The organism is Mesorhizobium sp. M1322 (genome assembly GCF_040318085.1).
Lineage (GTDB): Bacteria > Pseudomonadota > Alphaproteobacteria > Rhizobiales > Rhizobiaceae > Mesorhizobium.
Genome location: NZ_JAMYLP010000038.1, coordinates 17712 through 33829, shown reverse-complemented (window position 1 = coordinate 33829; position 16118 = coordinate 17712). Strand labels below are relative to the sequence as shown.

Genomic DNA, 16118 nt, shown 5'->3' with positions numbered 1-16118 from the left:
TGCCGCACTCAGCTGCGCGGATTGAGGTTCTCTGGGTCGTAGAGCGGTCTGTAACCGACGGCGGCCACTTCGACCGGGTATGTCTCGCCGAAATATTCGACGTTCAGCTTGCGGCCCTCCTGGCAATACCCCCAAGGCAGGTAGGCGAGCGCAATGTTCTTGCCGATGGTCGGGCCATAGGCGATCGAGGTCGTGAAGGATCGGCGGCCGAGTTTGTCGACCAGCGTCTCACCCGTTTCCGGGTCCATCACCGGCATCGTGCCGACCGGATAGCGCGCAACGCCCCTGGAATCGACATTATCCGTCATGACGAGCGTGCAAAGCATCGCCGGCTGGTGCGCGCGGGCGCGATACTCCAGATGCTTTGCCTTGCCGCTGAAATCGGCCTCCTTGACCTTCGGACGGGCAAGATCAGCCTCCAGCAGATTGTACTCGGTCAGAAGATCTGCGTTCTGCAGGCGCAGGCTCTTCTCCATGCGGCGGCTGTTGGCATAGGTCTCGACGCCAAAAGCCATCACGCCGGTCGAACGCAACGCGTCCCATACGGCCAGTCCGTCTTCGTATCGCATATGCAGTTCCCAGCCCTGCTCGCCGACATAGGAGATGCGGAAAGCGGTCACGTCCTTGCCGGCGATCCTGACAGGCTTGATCGCGGCGAAGGGGAAATTCTCCGGCGTCAGGCCATCCGGGTCTTCCACGACCTTGCTCAATGTTGCCCGGGCGTTTGGTCCCCAGATGCCGACGGTCACGTAGTTCTCGGTCACATCGGTGATGGTGACGTCGAACCCTTTGTCTTCTGCCGTCCGCCGCATGTAGTGGAAGTCGCGCGGGCCGGCATCGGCGCCGTCGATGACGCGGCAGCGGTCGGCCATACGGATGACGGTCAGGTCGGCGCGCACCATGCCTTCGTCGTCGAGGAAATGGGTATAGATACCTTTGCCGATATTGCCGTCGCCGCCGATCTTGGCTGCGCACAGCCATTCCATCAGTGCGACATGATCCGGGCCTTCCACGTCGTACATCGCGAAATGCGACAGGTTGACGATGCCGCAATCCTCGCTCATTGCGAGATGCTCGGCATTGGAGACGCGCCAGAAATGGCGGTTATCCCACTCGTTTTCGCGCACCGGCACCCGGTTGCCATATTTCTCGAGCAGGTGCTCGTTGGCGGCATAGCCATGGGCGCGCTCCCAGCCGCCGAGCTCCATGAAATAGCCGCCGAGTTCCTTCTCGCGCTCCCAGAAAGGCGAGCGGCGCACGTTGCGAGCCTTGGAGAAGGGCTCGCGCGGATGGACGGCGGGATTGTAGACCTTCATCGCCGTTTCGGTGCAGCGGTCCCAGATGAACTGCTCTTGCGTCTGGTGCGGATAGAAGCGCGAATAGTCGATGGCGTGGTGGTCGATCGACGTCCGGCCGTCCGTCATCCAGTCGGCGATGAGCTTGCCCATGCCGGGGCCGTCCTTGACCCAGATCGCGACGGCATACCAGAGGCCCCGCACCTTCTGGCTCTCGCCCATGGAGGGGCCGCCATCTGCCGTCACCTGCAGAAGCCCGTTGAAGGAATGGCTCTCATTGTAGCCCAGTTCGCCCAGGATCGGCGTCAGTTCCATGGCCCGCTCGAGCGGGGCGAGGATCTGTTCCATGTCGAGGTCGCGCTGCGAGGGCGAAAGGCGGGCCTGGTCCTTCTCCAGAAGGTCGCGCGGATGGCAAAGGCGTGGATTGGTCTCTTCGTAGTAGCCCCACTCGATCTGCCCGCCTTCGGCGGTCTTGGGATCGCCGGTGTCGCGCATGTAAGCCGAGTTGCCCTGGTCGCGCAGCAGCGGCCAGCCGATCTCCTTGCCGGTGCCGGCGAACTCGGTATACGGTCCGAAGAAGGTGAGCGGATGGTCGATCGGCATCACCGGCAGGTCCTCGCCCACCATTTCCGCGATCAACCGGCCCCAGATACCCGCGCAAACAATCACATAGTCGGCTTCGATCGTGCCGCGATCGGTCACCACGCCCCTGATGCGACCGTTCTCGACGACAAGCGACCTGGCCGGCGTGTTGGCGAAGGATTTGAGCTTGCCGGAGGCTTCCGCCTGGTCGACCAGCTTACCGGCGACCGTTTGCGAGCGCGGGATGACGAGACCGGCATCGGGATCCCACAGGCCGCCCTGCACCATCTCTTCTTCGATCAGCGGGAACTTCTGCTTGATCTCGGCCGGTTCGATCAGGCGGGCACGCGTGCCGAAAGCCTTTGCCGAGGCGATCTTGCGCTTGATCTCCTCCATGCGGGCGTCGTCGCCAACGCGGGCGACCTCAAGGCCGCCGATGCGGGCGTAATGGCCCATCTTTTCGTAGAAATCGATGGAGTAGAGCGTCGTCCAACAGGACAGGAAATCATGGCTGGTCGTGTAGCAGAAGTCGGAGGCGTGCGCTGTCGAGCCGATATCGGTCGGGATGCCTGATTTGTCGATGCCGACGATGTCGTCCCAGCCGCGCTCGATCAGGTGGTGGGCGACCGATGCACCGACAATGCCGCCCAGCCCGACGATGACGACCTTCGCCTTTTCCGGAAACCCTGCCATTGCCCGCGACTCCAAAATGCTGCTGCGGGCCAGGCGCCCGCTTGATCGGCGCACAATATGCAGGCGACGGCCATCGTGCTACCGCCTGTTTGCGACACGCCGCAGGTACGGCGCGACCCCGGCGCACAACGCCGAAAAATCGGAATCGATTTTCGTTAGGATCATGCGCAGAAAGAAGTTCTATGGCGTCCTTTGCGCATCCAAAAGGACGCGTGGCACCGCAGTTGAGACCAGCTGTTTCAAGGGAAAACGATGCGCGCCAGGCTGGAGACGGAACTCATGGTTTATCTCCAGGAACGACGTGCAACACTGCGGGGCGACACCCTTTGATGCTCGCCCACAGCGCCATGAAGGGGCCGGCGAGCAGCAGGAACGGCGGGATCAGATTGGGAAAATAGATGCGGGTGTCGTGGATCGGGAAGACGGCGAACTTCGCCAGCACGCCAAGGACCAATGCCGCAACAGGATGCCGGCGCGGTGGTCGAGCTTGAAGCCGGCGCGACTGGCTGCATACCACCCCGCCAGCGCCAGCACCGAGACGCCGACCCAGCTGTTCAGGCTGATGGCGCGGACCAGGGAGGCGGCAAAAGCCCGGAGATAGGCGACAGCCGAGAACGGCGGATCGAAGCCGTCCATATTGTAATGCTGCTCGATGCTGAAGAACCACAGATGCGGCCACCAGCCGGGATGCTGCGCCCAGTGCGAGATCGCGAAATAGGCGACCAGGGAAGCGGCAAAGCCCGCCAGCTCGCCCCACGCCCTCTGCCTGAAGGCGACCAGCAGTATGGCGAAGATGGCAAGAAAGACGATGTTGTCGGGCCGCGCCATGAAGGCGAGGAAGAGCAGGGTTGCGGTGGCCACTTCGCGACCGCGCACATACGCAAAAAGCCCGCCGAGGAACAGCGCCGAGCACAACAGATCCGGCGTCGCAGCCCGCGCCGCATCGCCGAATTCGGCCATCATCAGCACCGCGCCGGCGACCGGCGCCAGCGCCAGCGCGCCTTCGGACCGCAGCCAGAGCAGCGCGATGTAGAGCCGGTTCCAGTTGCCGACGCCGTCGAGCGGAAAGAAAAAAACCTGGTAGCCGACCTGGCGCGGCGCCGTGGACCGGCCTTTCTTCCACCGGTAGGCGGCATTGAAGGCAGTCAGGAACGGCCGGTTGAGCACGTTGAACGGCGGCTGGAACGGCACCGAAAGATTCGCGCCGGCACGCAAAGCCGCATGGGAGCCATGCTCGGCGTGATTGCCGGTGAACAGCAGCCCGCGCCCGCGCCTGTGGCCGCCGGCAAGCTGGTCGATCCACGCGACGACGTATTCGTTGGCCCGGTCGGCCGCTTCGGCAAGCTCGAAGAATTCGCCAACGTCGCGGAACGGCGTCGCCGTCTCGACGATGTCGAGCGATGGCACCCGCGTCAGCCGGATCGACGCCGACAGGATCAGTCCGGTCAGCCCCATGCCGCCGATCGTCGCCGCAAACAGGCGTGCATCGTCGGTGGCCGAGCAGTAATGGGTCCGTCCATCCGATCTGAGCAGCGTGAAGGATTCGACGTGGCAGCCGAAGGTGCCCCGCCGGTGATGATTCTTGCCGTGAACGTCATTGGCGATGGCGCCGCCGAGCGTGACGAACTGCGTACCCGGAATGACCGCCGGAAAGAAGCCGTATGGCGCTGCATGGGCGATGATATCGGACAGAAGCACGCCGGCCTCGGCCTCGATCACGCCGGTCTCGGCATTGAAGGCGCGGATACGGTTCAGCGGCCGCATGTCGACGACCATGCCGGCCTCGTTCTGGCAGGAATCGCCATAGGAGCGGCCGTTGCCGTAGGCGAGCAAAGCGTTTCTTGTCGCCTTGCCGCTCTTCAGCAGCGCAACAGCGTCATCCGTCGGGATCACATCGAGTGCCGGTGGCGTGGCAAGACCAAAGCTCTGGAACCGCTCCCCCGCCATGCCTACCAGCCTCCGGCGACCAGAAACACGGCGCCGATGAGCACGACGATCTGGCTGCGCCAGTCGCGGATGATGAAGACGACCGGATCGTCATGCATCTCGTCGCGGCGGGCGAGAATCCAGACGCGTATGGTCAGGTAGAGCACGATCGGTGCCAGCGGCCAGACCAGCCAGGGGTGCGGATAGAGTTCGCGCACCGCACCCCTGTCCATATAGAGCGCCAGCACCAGCGCCGAGGAAAAGGCCGAGGCCATGCCCGCCTGGGCGACGATCTCCTGGTCTTCGGTGCGGTAGCCGCGGCCGGCAATGCGTTCGCCGGCCGGAATGGCGGTCGTGCGCAGCTCGACGAAACGCTTCACCAGCGCCAGCGACAGGAAAAAGAAGATCGAGAAGGCCAGCAGCCAGAACGAGACGTCGACGCCGGTCGCCGCGGCGCCCGCCAGAACGCGGATCGTTTAGAGACCGGCCAGCGTCAGCACGTCGATCAGGAGCATGCGCTTGAACGACAGCGAATAGGCGGTGGTGATGACTATGTAGCCGCCGAGCACGCCGATGAATTCGATCGGCAGCAGAAGCCCTGCACCAACGCCTATTGCCAGCAGCACCATCTTGGAACCGAGGCCGAACGGGATCGACAGCGCGCCGCTGGCGAATGGCCGGTTGCGCTTGGTCAGGTGTTTGCGGTCGAGCGCGAGATCGAAGAAATCATTGAGGATGTAGATGGCGGAAGCGACTGCGCTGAACGATACGAATGCCAGCAGGCATTTCCAGATCATGTCGGCGTTGAAGTATTCGTGCGACAGCACCATCGGGACCGCAATCAGCGAGTTCTTCAGCCACTGATGAACGCGCAGCATCTTGACGATGGTTCTGAAAGTCGGCTTCGGAGCCGGCATCATTTCGGCACCGTGCGTGGACTGCCAGCGCGCGGCATGGCGGTCAGGCGCGACGACGATTGCCGCGCGCGCGGCGTCGAATACCCTAAGGTCGTGCCGGCTGTTGCCGGCATAGTCGAAGCCGCCATCGCCATAGGCGGCGACAAGCGAGGCGCGCTTTCTGCCTGAGGTCATGTTGTGGGGGCCGTCGGTCGCCAGGACGCGATCGAATATCCCGAGATGTCCTGCGATCGCCTCGGCGAATTTGCGCGGCGTGCCGGTCGCCAGCACGATCTGGCGGCCCTCGCCATGTTCAATGCGAAGGCGCTGAAGCAGCGCCTCGCGGCAGCGACGCAGGGTCGATGTCGACGCGTTGAGCGATGGCCTGCTTCAACCGCGCCGGTCCGCCGGCAAGCCAGAACGGCACGAGGAAAAAATAGAGTGGATTCTTCTTGAGAAGGATGAACAGGCCTTCCCACAACAGGTCCGTCGCGATCAGCGTGCCGTCGAGATCGACCGCAAGCGGGATTGCGTTCCTGTCCGACCGCGCGTCCATTTTCCGTTGCCCTGCCTAAAAGCGGGCATGACCCCGAAAACCGATCTTTCCGAAAGGATCATGCGCCGATCCAAAACCCGCGCCGTGCTTCGGCGTCTTCGGCCCGATATAACGGGGAACAGCGCAGCGAACGTTAAAACGCCCAGCCTGGCCTGGTTTGCGTGACGGTATTTCCCCTTCATCGTTAAGTTTCGATGACCCGAAACGATAAAAGCCGGGCAGTTGCCCGGCCTTCGAAAACAAGTCGTCAACGTTGCTTGGCGCGGTTACTTGATGCGGGCGACGCCGCCCGAGATTTCAATCGTTTCCGAACCGGTCAGCGCCTCGAGGTCGCCATTCGGCATGGTAACGAAACAGCCGGTCGGGCAGAATTCCGCCGTTTCGCCGGCGGCCAGCGCCAGCTCCGTCTTGCCACCGCCTTCGGTCACGACCAGTGTGCGGGTCTCGGCGTCCTTGTTGGTCGCGCTGGCGGCGAAGGCTGAACCGCCCACGGCAAGAAAGGCGATGGCGGCGACGAGAGACTTCCACATTTGCAGTATCGGTGTTTCCACCGCCTCTGTTGCATTTCGCAAGGCATTCTCGCCCTTTGCATGTGAGCTTATATGAGATGCAAGCTGAACGGCAACTGAATGCCGCATTCATGCCGCAATTGCTTTTCGCTGTGCCGAGAGCCGGCATCAGCTGAATCTTGATGGATCCTAATCGGGATCCGGCTTGCGGACCTTACGCCCGGATCTAGCCAGGCGTTTCGCCTCGGCCACGGCTTCCGCCTTCGCTTGCTCCTGTTCGGCGAAATCGACTTCGATCTTGTCGTCGTCGATCGGCCACGCCTCATGCTTCTTGGTCTCGACGACGGCGCGCGGCGCCGACGGAATTTCGATATGCTGATCGGCGAACTCATCGAGGACGGCAAACCGGATGTCGTTCTGTACGATGTTGCCGTTCATCACGTCGGCCAGGAACACGCGGATTTCGAATTCGAGAGCGGCCGGCCCGAAATTGGTGAACAGCACGAAGGGTTCGGGATTTTTCAGCACCAGCGGATGACCGCGCGCAATCTCCAAAAGGACAGCATGGGCCTGCTTGACGTCGCTGCCGTAGGCGACGCCGACCTTGATGTCGATGCGACCCAGTTTGTTGCGATGCGTCCAGTTGCCGACGGCATTGTTGATCAGGTTTGAATTGGGCAGGATCACCGACTGCCGCTGAAACGTCTCGATCTCGGTTGCGCGCACACTGATCTTCTTGACCGTGCCGCTGATATCACCGGCGACGATCCAGTCGCCGACCTTGAACGGCCGCTCGGCCAAAAGGATCAGACCGGAGACGAAGTTGGAGACGACATTCTGCAGGCCGAAGCCGATACCGAGGGACAGGGCGCCGGCGACAAGCGCCAGATTGGAGAGATCGATGCCCGCCGCCGAGACGCCGACGAGTGCTGCGAGCGCCACGCCGGCATAGCCGACCGCCAGCCGGATCGAGTTGCGCACGCCGGTATCGACTTTGCCGCGCGCCATCACCGAGCCATCGAGCCAGCCCTGGAACCAGCGCGTCAGGAAATAGCCGATGATGAAGACAATGATGCCGGTCAGGATGCCGGTCACCGAGATCGTCACCGAGCCGATGGTGAGACCCGTCGCCAGCTTGTAGCCCCAGGCCTGGATGTCGCCGGGCTGGAAGCCCCACATCAACAGGATCAGCGGCAGGAATACCAGCACGATCATCAGGTTGATGGCGACGCTGACAACCAGGCCGAGCTGGTCGAGCGCGGACTCCTCATAACTGGAATTGGTCGATAGCCAGCGCCCGATCGACGTGTTGGCAAAGCCGCCTTCCTCGCTGATCGCCCGCGCCGACAGGAAGCCAATGTAGGCGGTGACCAGAATGGTTCCGGTGACCACGACCTGCAGCGAGACGAAGATGGCGAGGCCGATATAGCCGAGCAGCGCCGTGGCGATGGTGAAAACGCCGAGCGCGACGGCCGTGTAGCGCAGCCACATCGGCCAGGGACGCCAGCTTCCGTCAGCGGCCTTGAACGGTTTCAGCAGCCCCATCAGGATCAAGATGACGCCGACGATAAGGGTGGCGACAAAACTTCTGGCGATGGTGAGCGACAGCGGCGAGCCCATCTTGTCGTTGACGACCGACAGGAAATTGTTGACGCCGATCACCACCGCCATGGCGGTCGTCAGCCGCACCAGCCAGCGGGCCGGACCCGTTTCAACGGGTATCAGCCGCCAGTTCGGCAGCTGCGGCTCCAGCGCCGCATTGGCCAGCCGGTTGACGCAGAACACGACCGCGATGACCGCGACCAGCGCATTCAGGAAAACGCCAATGTCGCCGCGCAATACATTGTAGTAGTTGAAAAAGAACACGGTCGAGACCAGGAAGACGCCAACCGCCAGCGTCGGCAGCAATGTCGACCAGAACGCCACCGACAGCCGGCTGAGATAGGAGGGATCTTCGACGGAAGGGTCAGCTTCGAAGACGCGCCCGAACAGGCGCCGCCCACCGACAAAAAGTACCGCCGCCAGGGAAAGTGCCGTCAAGGTCGCGGCCAGCACGGCCTGGAACTTGAACTTGAAGGCGAAGGTCAGCCACGATGACACCGCCTTGTAGAAGCCGGCATATTCATCGTTGGCATCGGAAATGACCTTAGGGCTCAACGCATCGGACAGCACGTAGCGCTTTGTGAGCAGATTGCGAAACAGCTCGCTGCGCATGTTGGCGATCCTGTCGATGAGGCTGCTGATGCGGATCGACAGATTTTGCGCGGCGGCGATGACAGCATTGATCTCGGCCTTTTCGGACGCCAGCGCCTGGCGTTCGCTGGTCACGATGTCGGGTTCGGGTGGCTGGCCCGCGGCCGGCGGCGCCCCGAGCTGATCGAGCCTTGCGTTGATCTCCGAAAGGCGTGGGCGGAAGGCAAGCGCGCTGTTCAGCGCGCCTCGCGACATTTCCTCGAGCTGCAGGCGGATATCGACGAGGCTGGCGTCGTCGTCACCGTCTTCCTGGATTTTCTTTTCGAAATTGTCGGTCCGCGTCGTCAGGTCCTGCAGGATTTTCTGCTGGTCGGCGACCACTCCGGAGGCAGCCTGGTCAAGCCCCTGCGCCACCGCATCAAGCGACAGCGGCGCCGAGGCAACGATCGCCAGGACCAGAACGAAGCGGAGCAGTCGGAAAAGCATGATCGTTTGGCGACTCACAGGCGGCAAGGCGTTCTAAAGCTCGTCCTTGATAAAGACGCTCATACCAGGGAGCAAGCCGTCCCGCTCTGCCCGTCGATTTCGGAGTCGGCCAGTCGAAAAGCAATGGCGCAATATTGGCTTTGCGGCAGCGGCCTGCTCTATAGTGTGCCGCATCGCCCAAAACGGACGACAAAAAGCCAGAACGGATAACAAGAAGAATGGCGGAATATTCGGCCTTCTCGCTTCTCAAAAACGCGCTGACCGGCAACAAGGACTGGAAACCGGCCTGGCGCAAGCCGGCCCCGAAGGCCTCCTATGACGTGATCGTCATCGGCGGCGGCGGCCATGGCCTGTCGACCGCCTATTATCTCGCCAAGGAGCACGGCATCACCAATGTCGCGGTGCTGGAGAAGGGCTGGCTCGGCTCCGGCAATGTCGGCCGCAACACGACAGCCGTTCGCTCCAACTACCTGCTGCCTGCCAACACGCGCTTCTACGAACATTCGATGAAGCTGTGGGAGAACCTGTCGCACGACCTCAACTATAACGTCATGTTCTCGCAGCGCGGCTGCCTCAATCTCGCGCACACACCCGCCCAGCTCGACGATTTTGCCCGCCGCGGCAACGCCATGCGCCATCTCGGCGTCGACGCCGAACTGATGACCACGGCCGAGATCGCGCGCCTGGTGCCGGCGCTGGACGTCTCCGCCACAGCGCGCTTCCCAATCGTCGGCGGCCTGATGCAGCGGCGCGCCGGCACCGCCCGCCACGATGCCGTCGCCTGGGGCTATGCGCGCGGTGCCGACCGCCGTGGCGTCGACATCATCGAGAATTGCGAAGTTACCGGCTTCCTGCGCGATGGCGACCGCATATCAGGCGTGTCGACGTCGCGCGGCGAGATCCGCGCCAGGAAAGTGGCGGTCGCGGTGGCCGGCAGCACCGGGCAAGTCATGCGGCTCGCCGGCATCGATACGATGCCAATCGAGAGCCATGTGCTGCAGGCCTTCGTGACGGAGTCGCTGAAGCCGTTCATCGATACCGTCCTGACCTTCGGCATGGGCCATTTCTACATGTCGCAGTCGGACAAGGGCGGCCTTGTCTATGGCGGCGACCTCGACGGCTACAACAGCTACGCCCAGCGCGGCAGTTTGCCTGTTGTCGATGAGGTGATGAGCGAGATGCTGGCGCTGTTTCCGGGTCTCGCCCGCGTCCGCATGCTGCGCTCCTGGGGCGGCGTCTGCGATATGTCGATGGACGGTTCGCCGATCGTCACCGCCGGTCCGCTGCCGGGCATGTATCTCAACTGCGGCTGGTGCTACGGCGGCTTCAAGGCGACGCCGGCCTCCGGCTGGTGCTTTGCTTGGACCATCGCCAAGGATGAGCCGCACGACTTCAACGCGCCCTTCACGCTCGACCGCTTCCACCGAGGCCTGGTGATCGACGACAAGGGCCAGGGCGCAACGCCGCGGCTGCATTAGGTAGGACATCGATGCTCATCACCTGCCCCTATTGCGGCCCGCGCGACGTCATCGAGTTCACCTATCAGGGTGACGGCAACCGCGAGCGCCCTCAGCCTGCCTCGCAGAACCTCGATGCCTGGAACGCTTATGTCTACGATCGGTTGAACCCGGCGGGCGACCACAATGAGATCTGGCAGCATTCCGGCGGCTGCCGCGCCCATCTCAGGGTCGTGCGCAACACGCTGACACACGAGATCTCCAGCGTCGCCTTTGCGCGCGGCGACCATAAAGTCGCTGCTCGGCACAAGACGGAGGGCAAGACATGAGCCCGCGCCGCACCGATGCCGGTGGCCGGATCGACCGGCTGCGAACCATCCGGTTCACCTTCGACGGGGCGCCTTACACCGGGCATGCCGGCGACACGCTTGCCTCAGCATTGCTGGCCAATGGCGTCACACTGTTCGGGCGCTCGTTTAAATATCACCGCCCGCGCGGCGTGCTGACATCCGGCGTCGAGGAGCCGAACGCCCTGGTGACGGTCTTGCGGGGCGAGGTTCGCGAGCCGAACATCGCCGCCACCATGGTCGAGATCTATGACGGGCTGACCGCTGTCAGCCAGAACCGGTTTCCATCGCTGGCCTGGGATGTCAGCGCCGCCAACCAGCTCGGCGGCAAGCTTCTGTCCGCCGGCTTCTATTACAAGACCTTCATGGGACCCGCGATCGGCCCGCTGAAGAGCACGCGTTTCTGGATGTTCTGCGAGCATTTCATCCGCCGCGCCGCCGGTCTCGGCCGCGCCGGAACCGCTGCCGACACGACGCGCTACGAGCGCATGAACGCTTTCTGCGATGTGCTGGTGGTCGGCTCCGGTCCGGCCGGGCTGATGGCCGCCAGGGCCGCCGCCGATCAGGGCGCGCGTGTGATCCTCAGCGAGCTCGAACCGCATTTCGGCGGCTCGGCCAACTGGTCGGGCGAGACGATCGACGGCATGCCCGGGGCCGATTGGGCAGCGCGAGCCGCCGGGCAGCTCGAAGGCTATGACAATGTCCGCCTGCTGCCGCGCACCACGGTCTGGGGCTACTACGATGGCAACACGCTCGCCGCGCTCGAACGGGTCACCGATCATAAGGAGAGGCCCGGCAAGGGCGAACCGCGCCATCGCTACTGGACCATCCGCGCCAAATCGGTGGTGCTGGCCACCGGCTCCTTCGAGCGGCCGCTGGTGTTTCCCGGCAACGACCGGCCGGGCGTGATGCTGGCGCATGCCGCCGAGCGCTACGCCAACGAGTACGGCGTGCTGCCGGGCAACAAGATTGCGCTCTTCACCAACAATGACAGCGCCTATCGCTCCGCCCTTGCACTGAAAAAGGCCGGTGCGGCGATCGTCGCCATCGTCGACGTGCGGCCGGAGCTTTCGAGCGAGATGCGCGAATTCGCCGATGAAGCGGAGGCCAAGATCCTTTTCGGTCACGCCGTGGTCGCCACCGAAGGCGGCAAGGCGCTGTCCGGCATCAAGGTGCAGCGCTTCGACATGGTCAACGGCGCGCTTGCCGGCGAGGCGCGCAGCATCCAAGCCGACTGCCTGCTGATGTCGGGCGGCTGGTCGCCGACCATCCATCTGGCCAGCCAGGCCGGCGGCAAGGCGGAATGGAATGCCGCCCGACAGGCCTTCCTGCCACCGAAGCCGACGCAGCAGTGGATCGGCGCCGGCGCATTCACCGGCAGTTTTTCCACCGCCGAGGCAATCGCCGGAGGCCGCGCCGCCGGCCTGTCCGCGGCGGGCGGAACGGGTACGCCAGCCGCCCTGCCGGTCGTTGAAGCCGTCCCAGGCGATCCCGATCCGGCACCGGTGTTCGAGATCAGGGCCGATGGAAAAAGCTTCGTCGATTTCCAGCACGACGTGACCGCGGAGGATGTGCGGCTTGCGCATCGCGAAGGCTTCATCTCGGTCGAGCATCTGAAGCGCTACACAACGCTCGGCATGGCGACCGACCAGGGCAAGAGCTCTAACATAGCCGGCCTAGCCATCATGGCCGAAGCGTTGGGCAAGCCGATCCCCGAAGTCGGTACGACCCGTTTTCGTCCGCCTTTTTCGGCCGTGTCGATCGGCTCGCTGGCCGCCGAGCGTTTCGGCGACCTGAGGCCCGAACGGCTGACGCCGATGCATGACTGGCACGTCGCCAACGGCGCGACGATGTACTCGGCCGGCCTCTGGTATCGCCCGATGATCTACGGGCTTTCAGGCGAAACAATCGAGCAGGCCTATGTGCGCGAAGCCAGAGCGACGCGCGAGAGCGCCGGTATCGTCGATGTCTCGACGCTGGGCAAGATCGCCGTGCAGGGCCCGGACGCGGCGGAATTCCTCGACCGGGTCTACACCAACATGTTCTCGACGCTGGCCGTCGGCAAGGCCCGCTACGGGCTGATGCTGCGCGAGGACGGCCTCGCCTTCGACGACGGCACGACATGGCGGCTCGGCGAACAGGACTTCTTGATGACCACCACCACTGCCAATGCCGGCAAGGTGATGCAGCACCTGGAATATTTCCTCGACGTCATCTGGCCGGAGCTGAAGGTCCACGTCACCTCGGTGACCGACCAATGGGCGGGTGCGGCGATCGGCGGGCCAAAGGCGCGAGCCATTCTTGCTGCTTGCGTCACCGGAACAGCGGTAGACAACGCCACCTTGCCTTTCATGGGCATCGTGCACGGCAAGATATCAGGCGTGCCGGTGATGATCTGCCGGCTTTCCTTCTCAGGCGAAATGGCCTTCGAAGTTTACTCCGGCGCCGGGTACGGCACCCATGTCTGGGAAGCGTTGATCGAAGCCGGCAAGCCGTTCGGACTGGTGACTTACGGGCTTGAGGCGCTGGGCACGATGCGCATCGAGAAAGGCCACGTCACTGGCGCCGAGATCGACGGCCGCACCACGGCGCGCGACCTGCATCTCGACTGGATGCTGTCCAAGAAGAAGCCCTTCATCGGCTCGGCGATGATGGATCGCGAGGGCCTGATTGCGCCCGGCCGTCTGGAACTCGTCGGCCTGATTTCGCTGGACAACCAGCCGCTCAACGGCGGCGGGCACATCGTCGAGGCGCTTGACGAAGCCAACCCGCACGATTCCATCGGCCACATCACCGCTTGCTGTTATTCGCCGGCACTCGGCAAGTACATCGCGCTCGCTTTGGTCAAGGACGGCAAGGCACGGCGCGGCTCGCGCGCCCATATCTCCGATCCCCTGCGCAACCGGTTCGGCCCGGTCGAGATCGTCTCCAACCACTTCTTTGATCCGGACGGGAGCCGCATGCATGGTTGAGCGCCAATCACCGCTTGAGCCGGCACCGCTTGAGCCGGAACTGCGTACCGGCTCGCACGGCGATTTCGAACACGGCATCGAGGTCATCCTCTCCGAAACCAGGCCGGGATCGATCCTGCAGCTCGCTGCCTGGCTGGGCCAGGAGAAGGAGTTGATATCAGGTATCCGCACCGTTACCGGCCTTGCACTGCCCGATGGCGCCGGCGCCGGCAGCATCGACGGCGTGAGGTCGGTGTTCGGCTTTGCGCCTGGAAAATTCACTGTGGTCGATGAGGCAGAAGGCCTGGCATCGGCCTTTGGCAATGTCGTCACCCCGGCGATCGGCACGGTGACCGACCTGTCGCACGGCCGCACCGCGATCCGCATCGCCGGACCGAAGGCCGAATGGGTGCTGGCGAAATTCTTCGCCATCGACTTCGCGCTGCCGGCCTTCCCGGTCGGTGCCGGCCGCTCGACCATGCATCATGACGTCTTCGCCCAGATCCAGCGCACCGGCGCCGACCAGTTCGACATCTATGTATTCCGCTCATTTGCGCGCTCGTTCTGGAAGGCGCTCTGCCATGCCAGCGAGGAAGTCGGTTACGAGGTGCAGTAGAGACGGCGTATCGTTGCCTCACGTGGCGAACGTCACCCACTCCTCTAACGGCGCACGGTCGGTGCGGAACTCGTTTTCGGGCTTGGATGTGTCCTCACGGCCAAGCGCCATGCCGCAGACGACGATCTCCTCGTCGGGAATGTTGAGCACCGGCCTGATCTGCTTGTGATAGGGTGCAAAGGCGGCTTGCGGGCAAGTGTGCAGACCCCTGCCCCGCGCCGCCACCATGATGTTCTGCAGGAACATGCCGTAATCGATCCACGACCCCTTGTTCAGCCGCCGGTCGACGGTGAAGATCATGCCGACCGGCGCGTCGAAGAAGACGAAGTTGCGGTCGTGCTGCGCGCGCATCCTGTCGACCTCACGCCGGCCGATGCCGAGCACGCTGTAGAGGCCGAAGCCGTTCGCCCGCCGCCGGGTGAGATAGGGTTCGAAGAACTGGTCGGGATAGTAGCGATATTCGTCCCACTCGGCCTTTTCGGCGCGGATGCCGGAGTTGAGGATGGCGTCGGTGATCCGCTGCTTGACCTCACCCTTGGTGACGTAGACCCGCCAAGGCTGCATGTTGGTGCCCGAAGGTGCACGCGCGGCAACCGAGAGAATGGCGCGGATCGTCTCATCGTCGACCATATCGGGCAGAAAGGCGCGGACCGAACGGCGCGACGTGATCGCCTCGTCTACAATCGCTGCACCATCTTTAATTGTAGTCCTGTTGTCCAGCATGGGCATCCCTTTGCGCGTGACCCGAAATCCGGAATCGATTCCGGAAAGGATCATGCGCCGTCCAGAAAATGAGAGAGCACCATTACGGGTCCAATTTCACGCGTGGCGCTCTATCGCAAGCCTCGACCGGGCGCCCTCACTCGCCGTTCGTGGCCGAGCCTTTGCCTGAACCGCCAAAATGGCGCAAGCAAATCTTGTGGCCTCATGAAAATCCTATTGATTTTTTCACGAACTTGACCTCTCATGAAATTTGCTCCTAATTTTTCACCAGAGAAATTTTCACCATGGCTTTGCCCTCAACCGCCGTCCGATCGGAGCAGGAAAACCGCGAACGGCTGCTGGCCGGCGATATCAGGGCGCTGCGCCGGGCGCGCGGTCTGACGCTTACCGAGATCGCCCTGAAGCTCGGCCGCTCCGTCGGCTGGGTCAGTCAGGTCGAGCGCGGCCTGTCGATGCCATCGCTCAGCGATCTCAGAGCCTTCGCGGAATTGTTCGGCGTGCCTGTCAGCCTGTTCTTCAGCCACGACGTGCCCGTTGAGAACGAGCGCGGCGCGGTCGTGCGCGCCGGCAGCCGCCGCACGCTTGGCACAAGCGATTCCGGCCTGGTGGAGGAGCTTCTTTCGCCCGATCTTGGCGGTAGCTTCGAGATGCTGCGTTCGGTCTTCGCGCCGGGTGCTGAGCTGAAGACCGAGGCGCGCCGGCCGACGGAAGAAGCCGGATATGTCGCTTCCGGCAGCTTCGATATCGAAATATCAGGCGTCTGGCACCGGCTTGGTGAGGGCGACTCTTTTCGCTTCGACGGCAAGCCGTTCCGCTGGCGCAATCCTGGAGCGGAGCCAGCGGTAGTCATCTGGGTGGTTTCGCCACCTGTTTATTGAACGTTTGGAG

General features: G+C 63.3%; 10 protein-coding genes and 1 pseudogene. 5 read left to right on the top strand and 6 right to left on the bottom strand.

Annotation, left to right across the window (positions count from 1 at the left end):
• Positions 1 to 8: 8 nt before the first annotated feature.
• From NKH12_RS16045 to NKH12_RS16025, 5 genes and pseudogenes are all read right to left on the bottom strand, one after another.
• Positions 9 to 2570 carry a GcvT family protein gene (locus NKH12_RS16045; RefSeq protein WP_352954029.1) on the bottom strand — a complete coding sequence of 854 codons (2562 nt, stop codon included), beginning with the start codon at positions 2568 to 2570 and terminating at the stop codon, positions 9 to 11.
• Between the two features lie 381 nt (positions 2571 to 2951).
• Positions 2952 to 4517 (bottom strand): FAD-binding oxidoreductase, encoded by a 1566-nt coding sequence (locus NKH12_RS16040; protein ID WP_352954028.1) that lies wholly within the window; start codon positions 4515 to 4517, stop codon positions 2952 to 2954.
• A 2-nt stretch (positions 4518 to 4519) separates the two neighbouring features.
• Positions 4520 to 5948, bottom strand: a pseudogene (locus tag NKH12_RS16035) (UbiA family prenyltransferase).
• A gap of 266 nt (positions 5949 to 6214) precedes the next feature.
• Positions 6215 to 6478 (bottom strand): hypothetical protein, encoded by a 264-nt coding sequence (locus tag NKH12_RS16030; protein ID WP_023798910.1) that lies wholly within the window; start codon positions 6476 to 6478, stop codon positions 6215 to 6217.
• Positions 6479 to 6646: 168 nt separating this feature from the next.
• Complete coding sequence (locus NKH12_RS16025; protein WP_352954027.1) at positions 6647 to 9136, bottom strand: mechanosensitive ion channel domain-containing protein; 2490 nt, start codon at positions 9134 to 9136, stop codon at positions 6647 to 6649.
• Positions 9137 to 9354: 218 nt separating this feature from the next.
• Here NKH12_RS16025 and NKH12_RS16020 point away from each other — a divergent pair, with 218 nt between their 5' ends.
• Genes NKH12_RS16020 through NKH12_RS16005 form a run of 4 tightly spaced genes read left to right on the top strand, consistent with a single transcriptional unit; the run spans position 9355 to position 14507 of the window.
• Complete coding sequence (locus tag NKH12_RS16020) at positions 9355 to 10614, top strand: sarcosine oxidase subunit beta (RefSeq protein WP_352954026.1); 1260 nt, start codon at positions 9355 to 9357, stop codon at positions 10612 to 10614.
• Between the two features lie 11 nt (positions 10615 to 10625).
• Positions 10626 to 10922, top strand: coding sequence for a sarcosine oxidase subunit delta (locus NKH12_RS16015; RefSeq protein WP_352954025.1), 297 nt, complete (start codon positions 10626 to 10628; stop codon positions 10920 to 10922).
• Positions 10919 to 13912, top strand: a complete 2994-nt coding sequence (locus NKH12_RS16010) for a sarcosine oxidase subunit alpha (protein ID WP_352954024.1) — start codon at positions 10919 to 10921, stop codon at positions 13910 to 13912. The genes NKH12_RS16015 and NKH12_RS16010 overlap by 4 nt, the downstream gene beginning before the upstream one ends.
• On the top strand, positions 13905 to 14507 hold the full coding sequence (locus NKH12_RS16005; RefSeq protein WP_352954023.1) for a sarcosine oxidase subunit gamma: 603 nt from the start codon (positions 13905 to 13907) through the stop codon (positions 14505 to 14507). The genes NKH12_RS16010 and NKH12_RS16005 overlap by 8 nt, the downstream gene beginning before the upstream one ends.
• Positions 14508 to 14525: 18 nt before the next feature.
• On the opposite strand, the gene NKH12_RS16000 is transcribed toward NKH12_RS16005, so the two are convergent.
• Complete coding sequence (locus NKH12_RS16000; protein ID WP_502910802.1) at positions 14526 to 15236, bottom strand: nitroreductase; 711 nt, start codon at positions 15234 to 15236, stop codon at positions 14526 to 14528.
• 278 nt (positions 15237 to 15514) lie between these two features.
• Here NKH12_RS16000 and NKH12_RS15995 point away from each other — a divergent pair, with 278 nt between their 5' ends.
• On the top strand, positions 15515 to 16108 hold the full coding sequence (locus NKH12_RS15995) for a helix-turn-helix domain-containing protein (protein WP_352954021.1): 594 nt from the start codon (positions 15515 to 15517) through the stop codon (positions 16106 to 16108).
• The last annotated feature ends 10 nt before the right edge of the window (positions 16109 to 16118 follow it).

Bases quoted from the DNA above. Each gene is read 5' to 3' on its own strand.
- NKH12_RS16045 (WP_352954029.1), bottom strand. From the start codon at position 2,570: ATGGCAGGGTTTCCGGAAAAGGCGAAGGTCGTCATCGTCGGGCTGGGC.
- NKH12_RS16040 (WP_352954028.1), bottom strand. From the start codon at position 4,517: ATGGCGGGGGAGCGGTTCCAGAGCTTTGGTCTTGCCACGCCACCGGCA.
- NKH12_RS16030 (WP_023798910.1), bottom strand. From the start codon at position 6,478: ATGTGGAAGTCTCTCGTCGCCGCCATCGCCTTTCTTGCCGTGGGCGGT.
- NKH12_RS16025 (WP_352954027.1), bottom strand. From the start codon at position 9,136: ATGCTTTTCCGACTGCTCCGCTTCGTTCTGGTCCTGGCGATCGTTGCC.
- NKH12_RS16020 (WP_352954026.1), top strand. From the start codon at position 9,355: ATGGCGGAATATTCGGCCTTCTCGCTTCTCAAAAACGCGCTGACCGGC.
- NKH12_RS16015 (WP_352954025.1), top strand. From the start codon at position 10,626: ATGCTCATCACCTGCCCCTATTGCGGCCCGCGCGACGTCATCGAGTTC.
- NKH12_RS16010 (WP_352954024.1), top strand. From the start codon at position 10,919: ATGAGCCCGCGCCGCACCGATGCCGGTGGCCGGATCGACCGGCTGCGA.
- NKH12_RS16005 (WP_352954023.1), top strand. From the start codon at position 13,905: ATGGTTGAGCGCCAATCACCGCTTGAGCCGGCACCGCTTGAGCCGGAA.
- NKH12_RS16000 (WP_502910802.1), bottom strand. From the start codon at position 15,236: ATGCCCATGCTGGACAACAGGACTACAATTAAAGATGGTGCAGCGATT.
- NKH12_RS15995 (WP_352954021.1), top strand. From the start codon at position 15,515: ATGGCTTTGCCCTCAACCGCCGTCCGATCGGAGCAGGAAAACCGCGAA.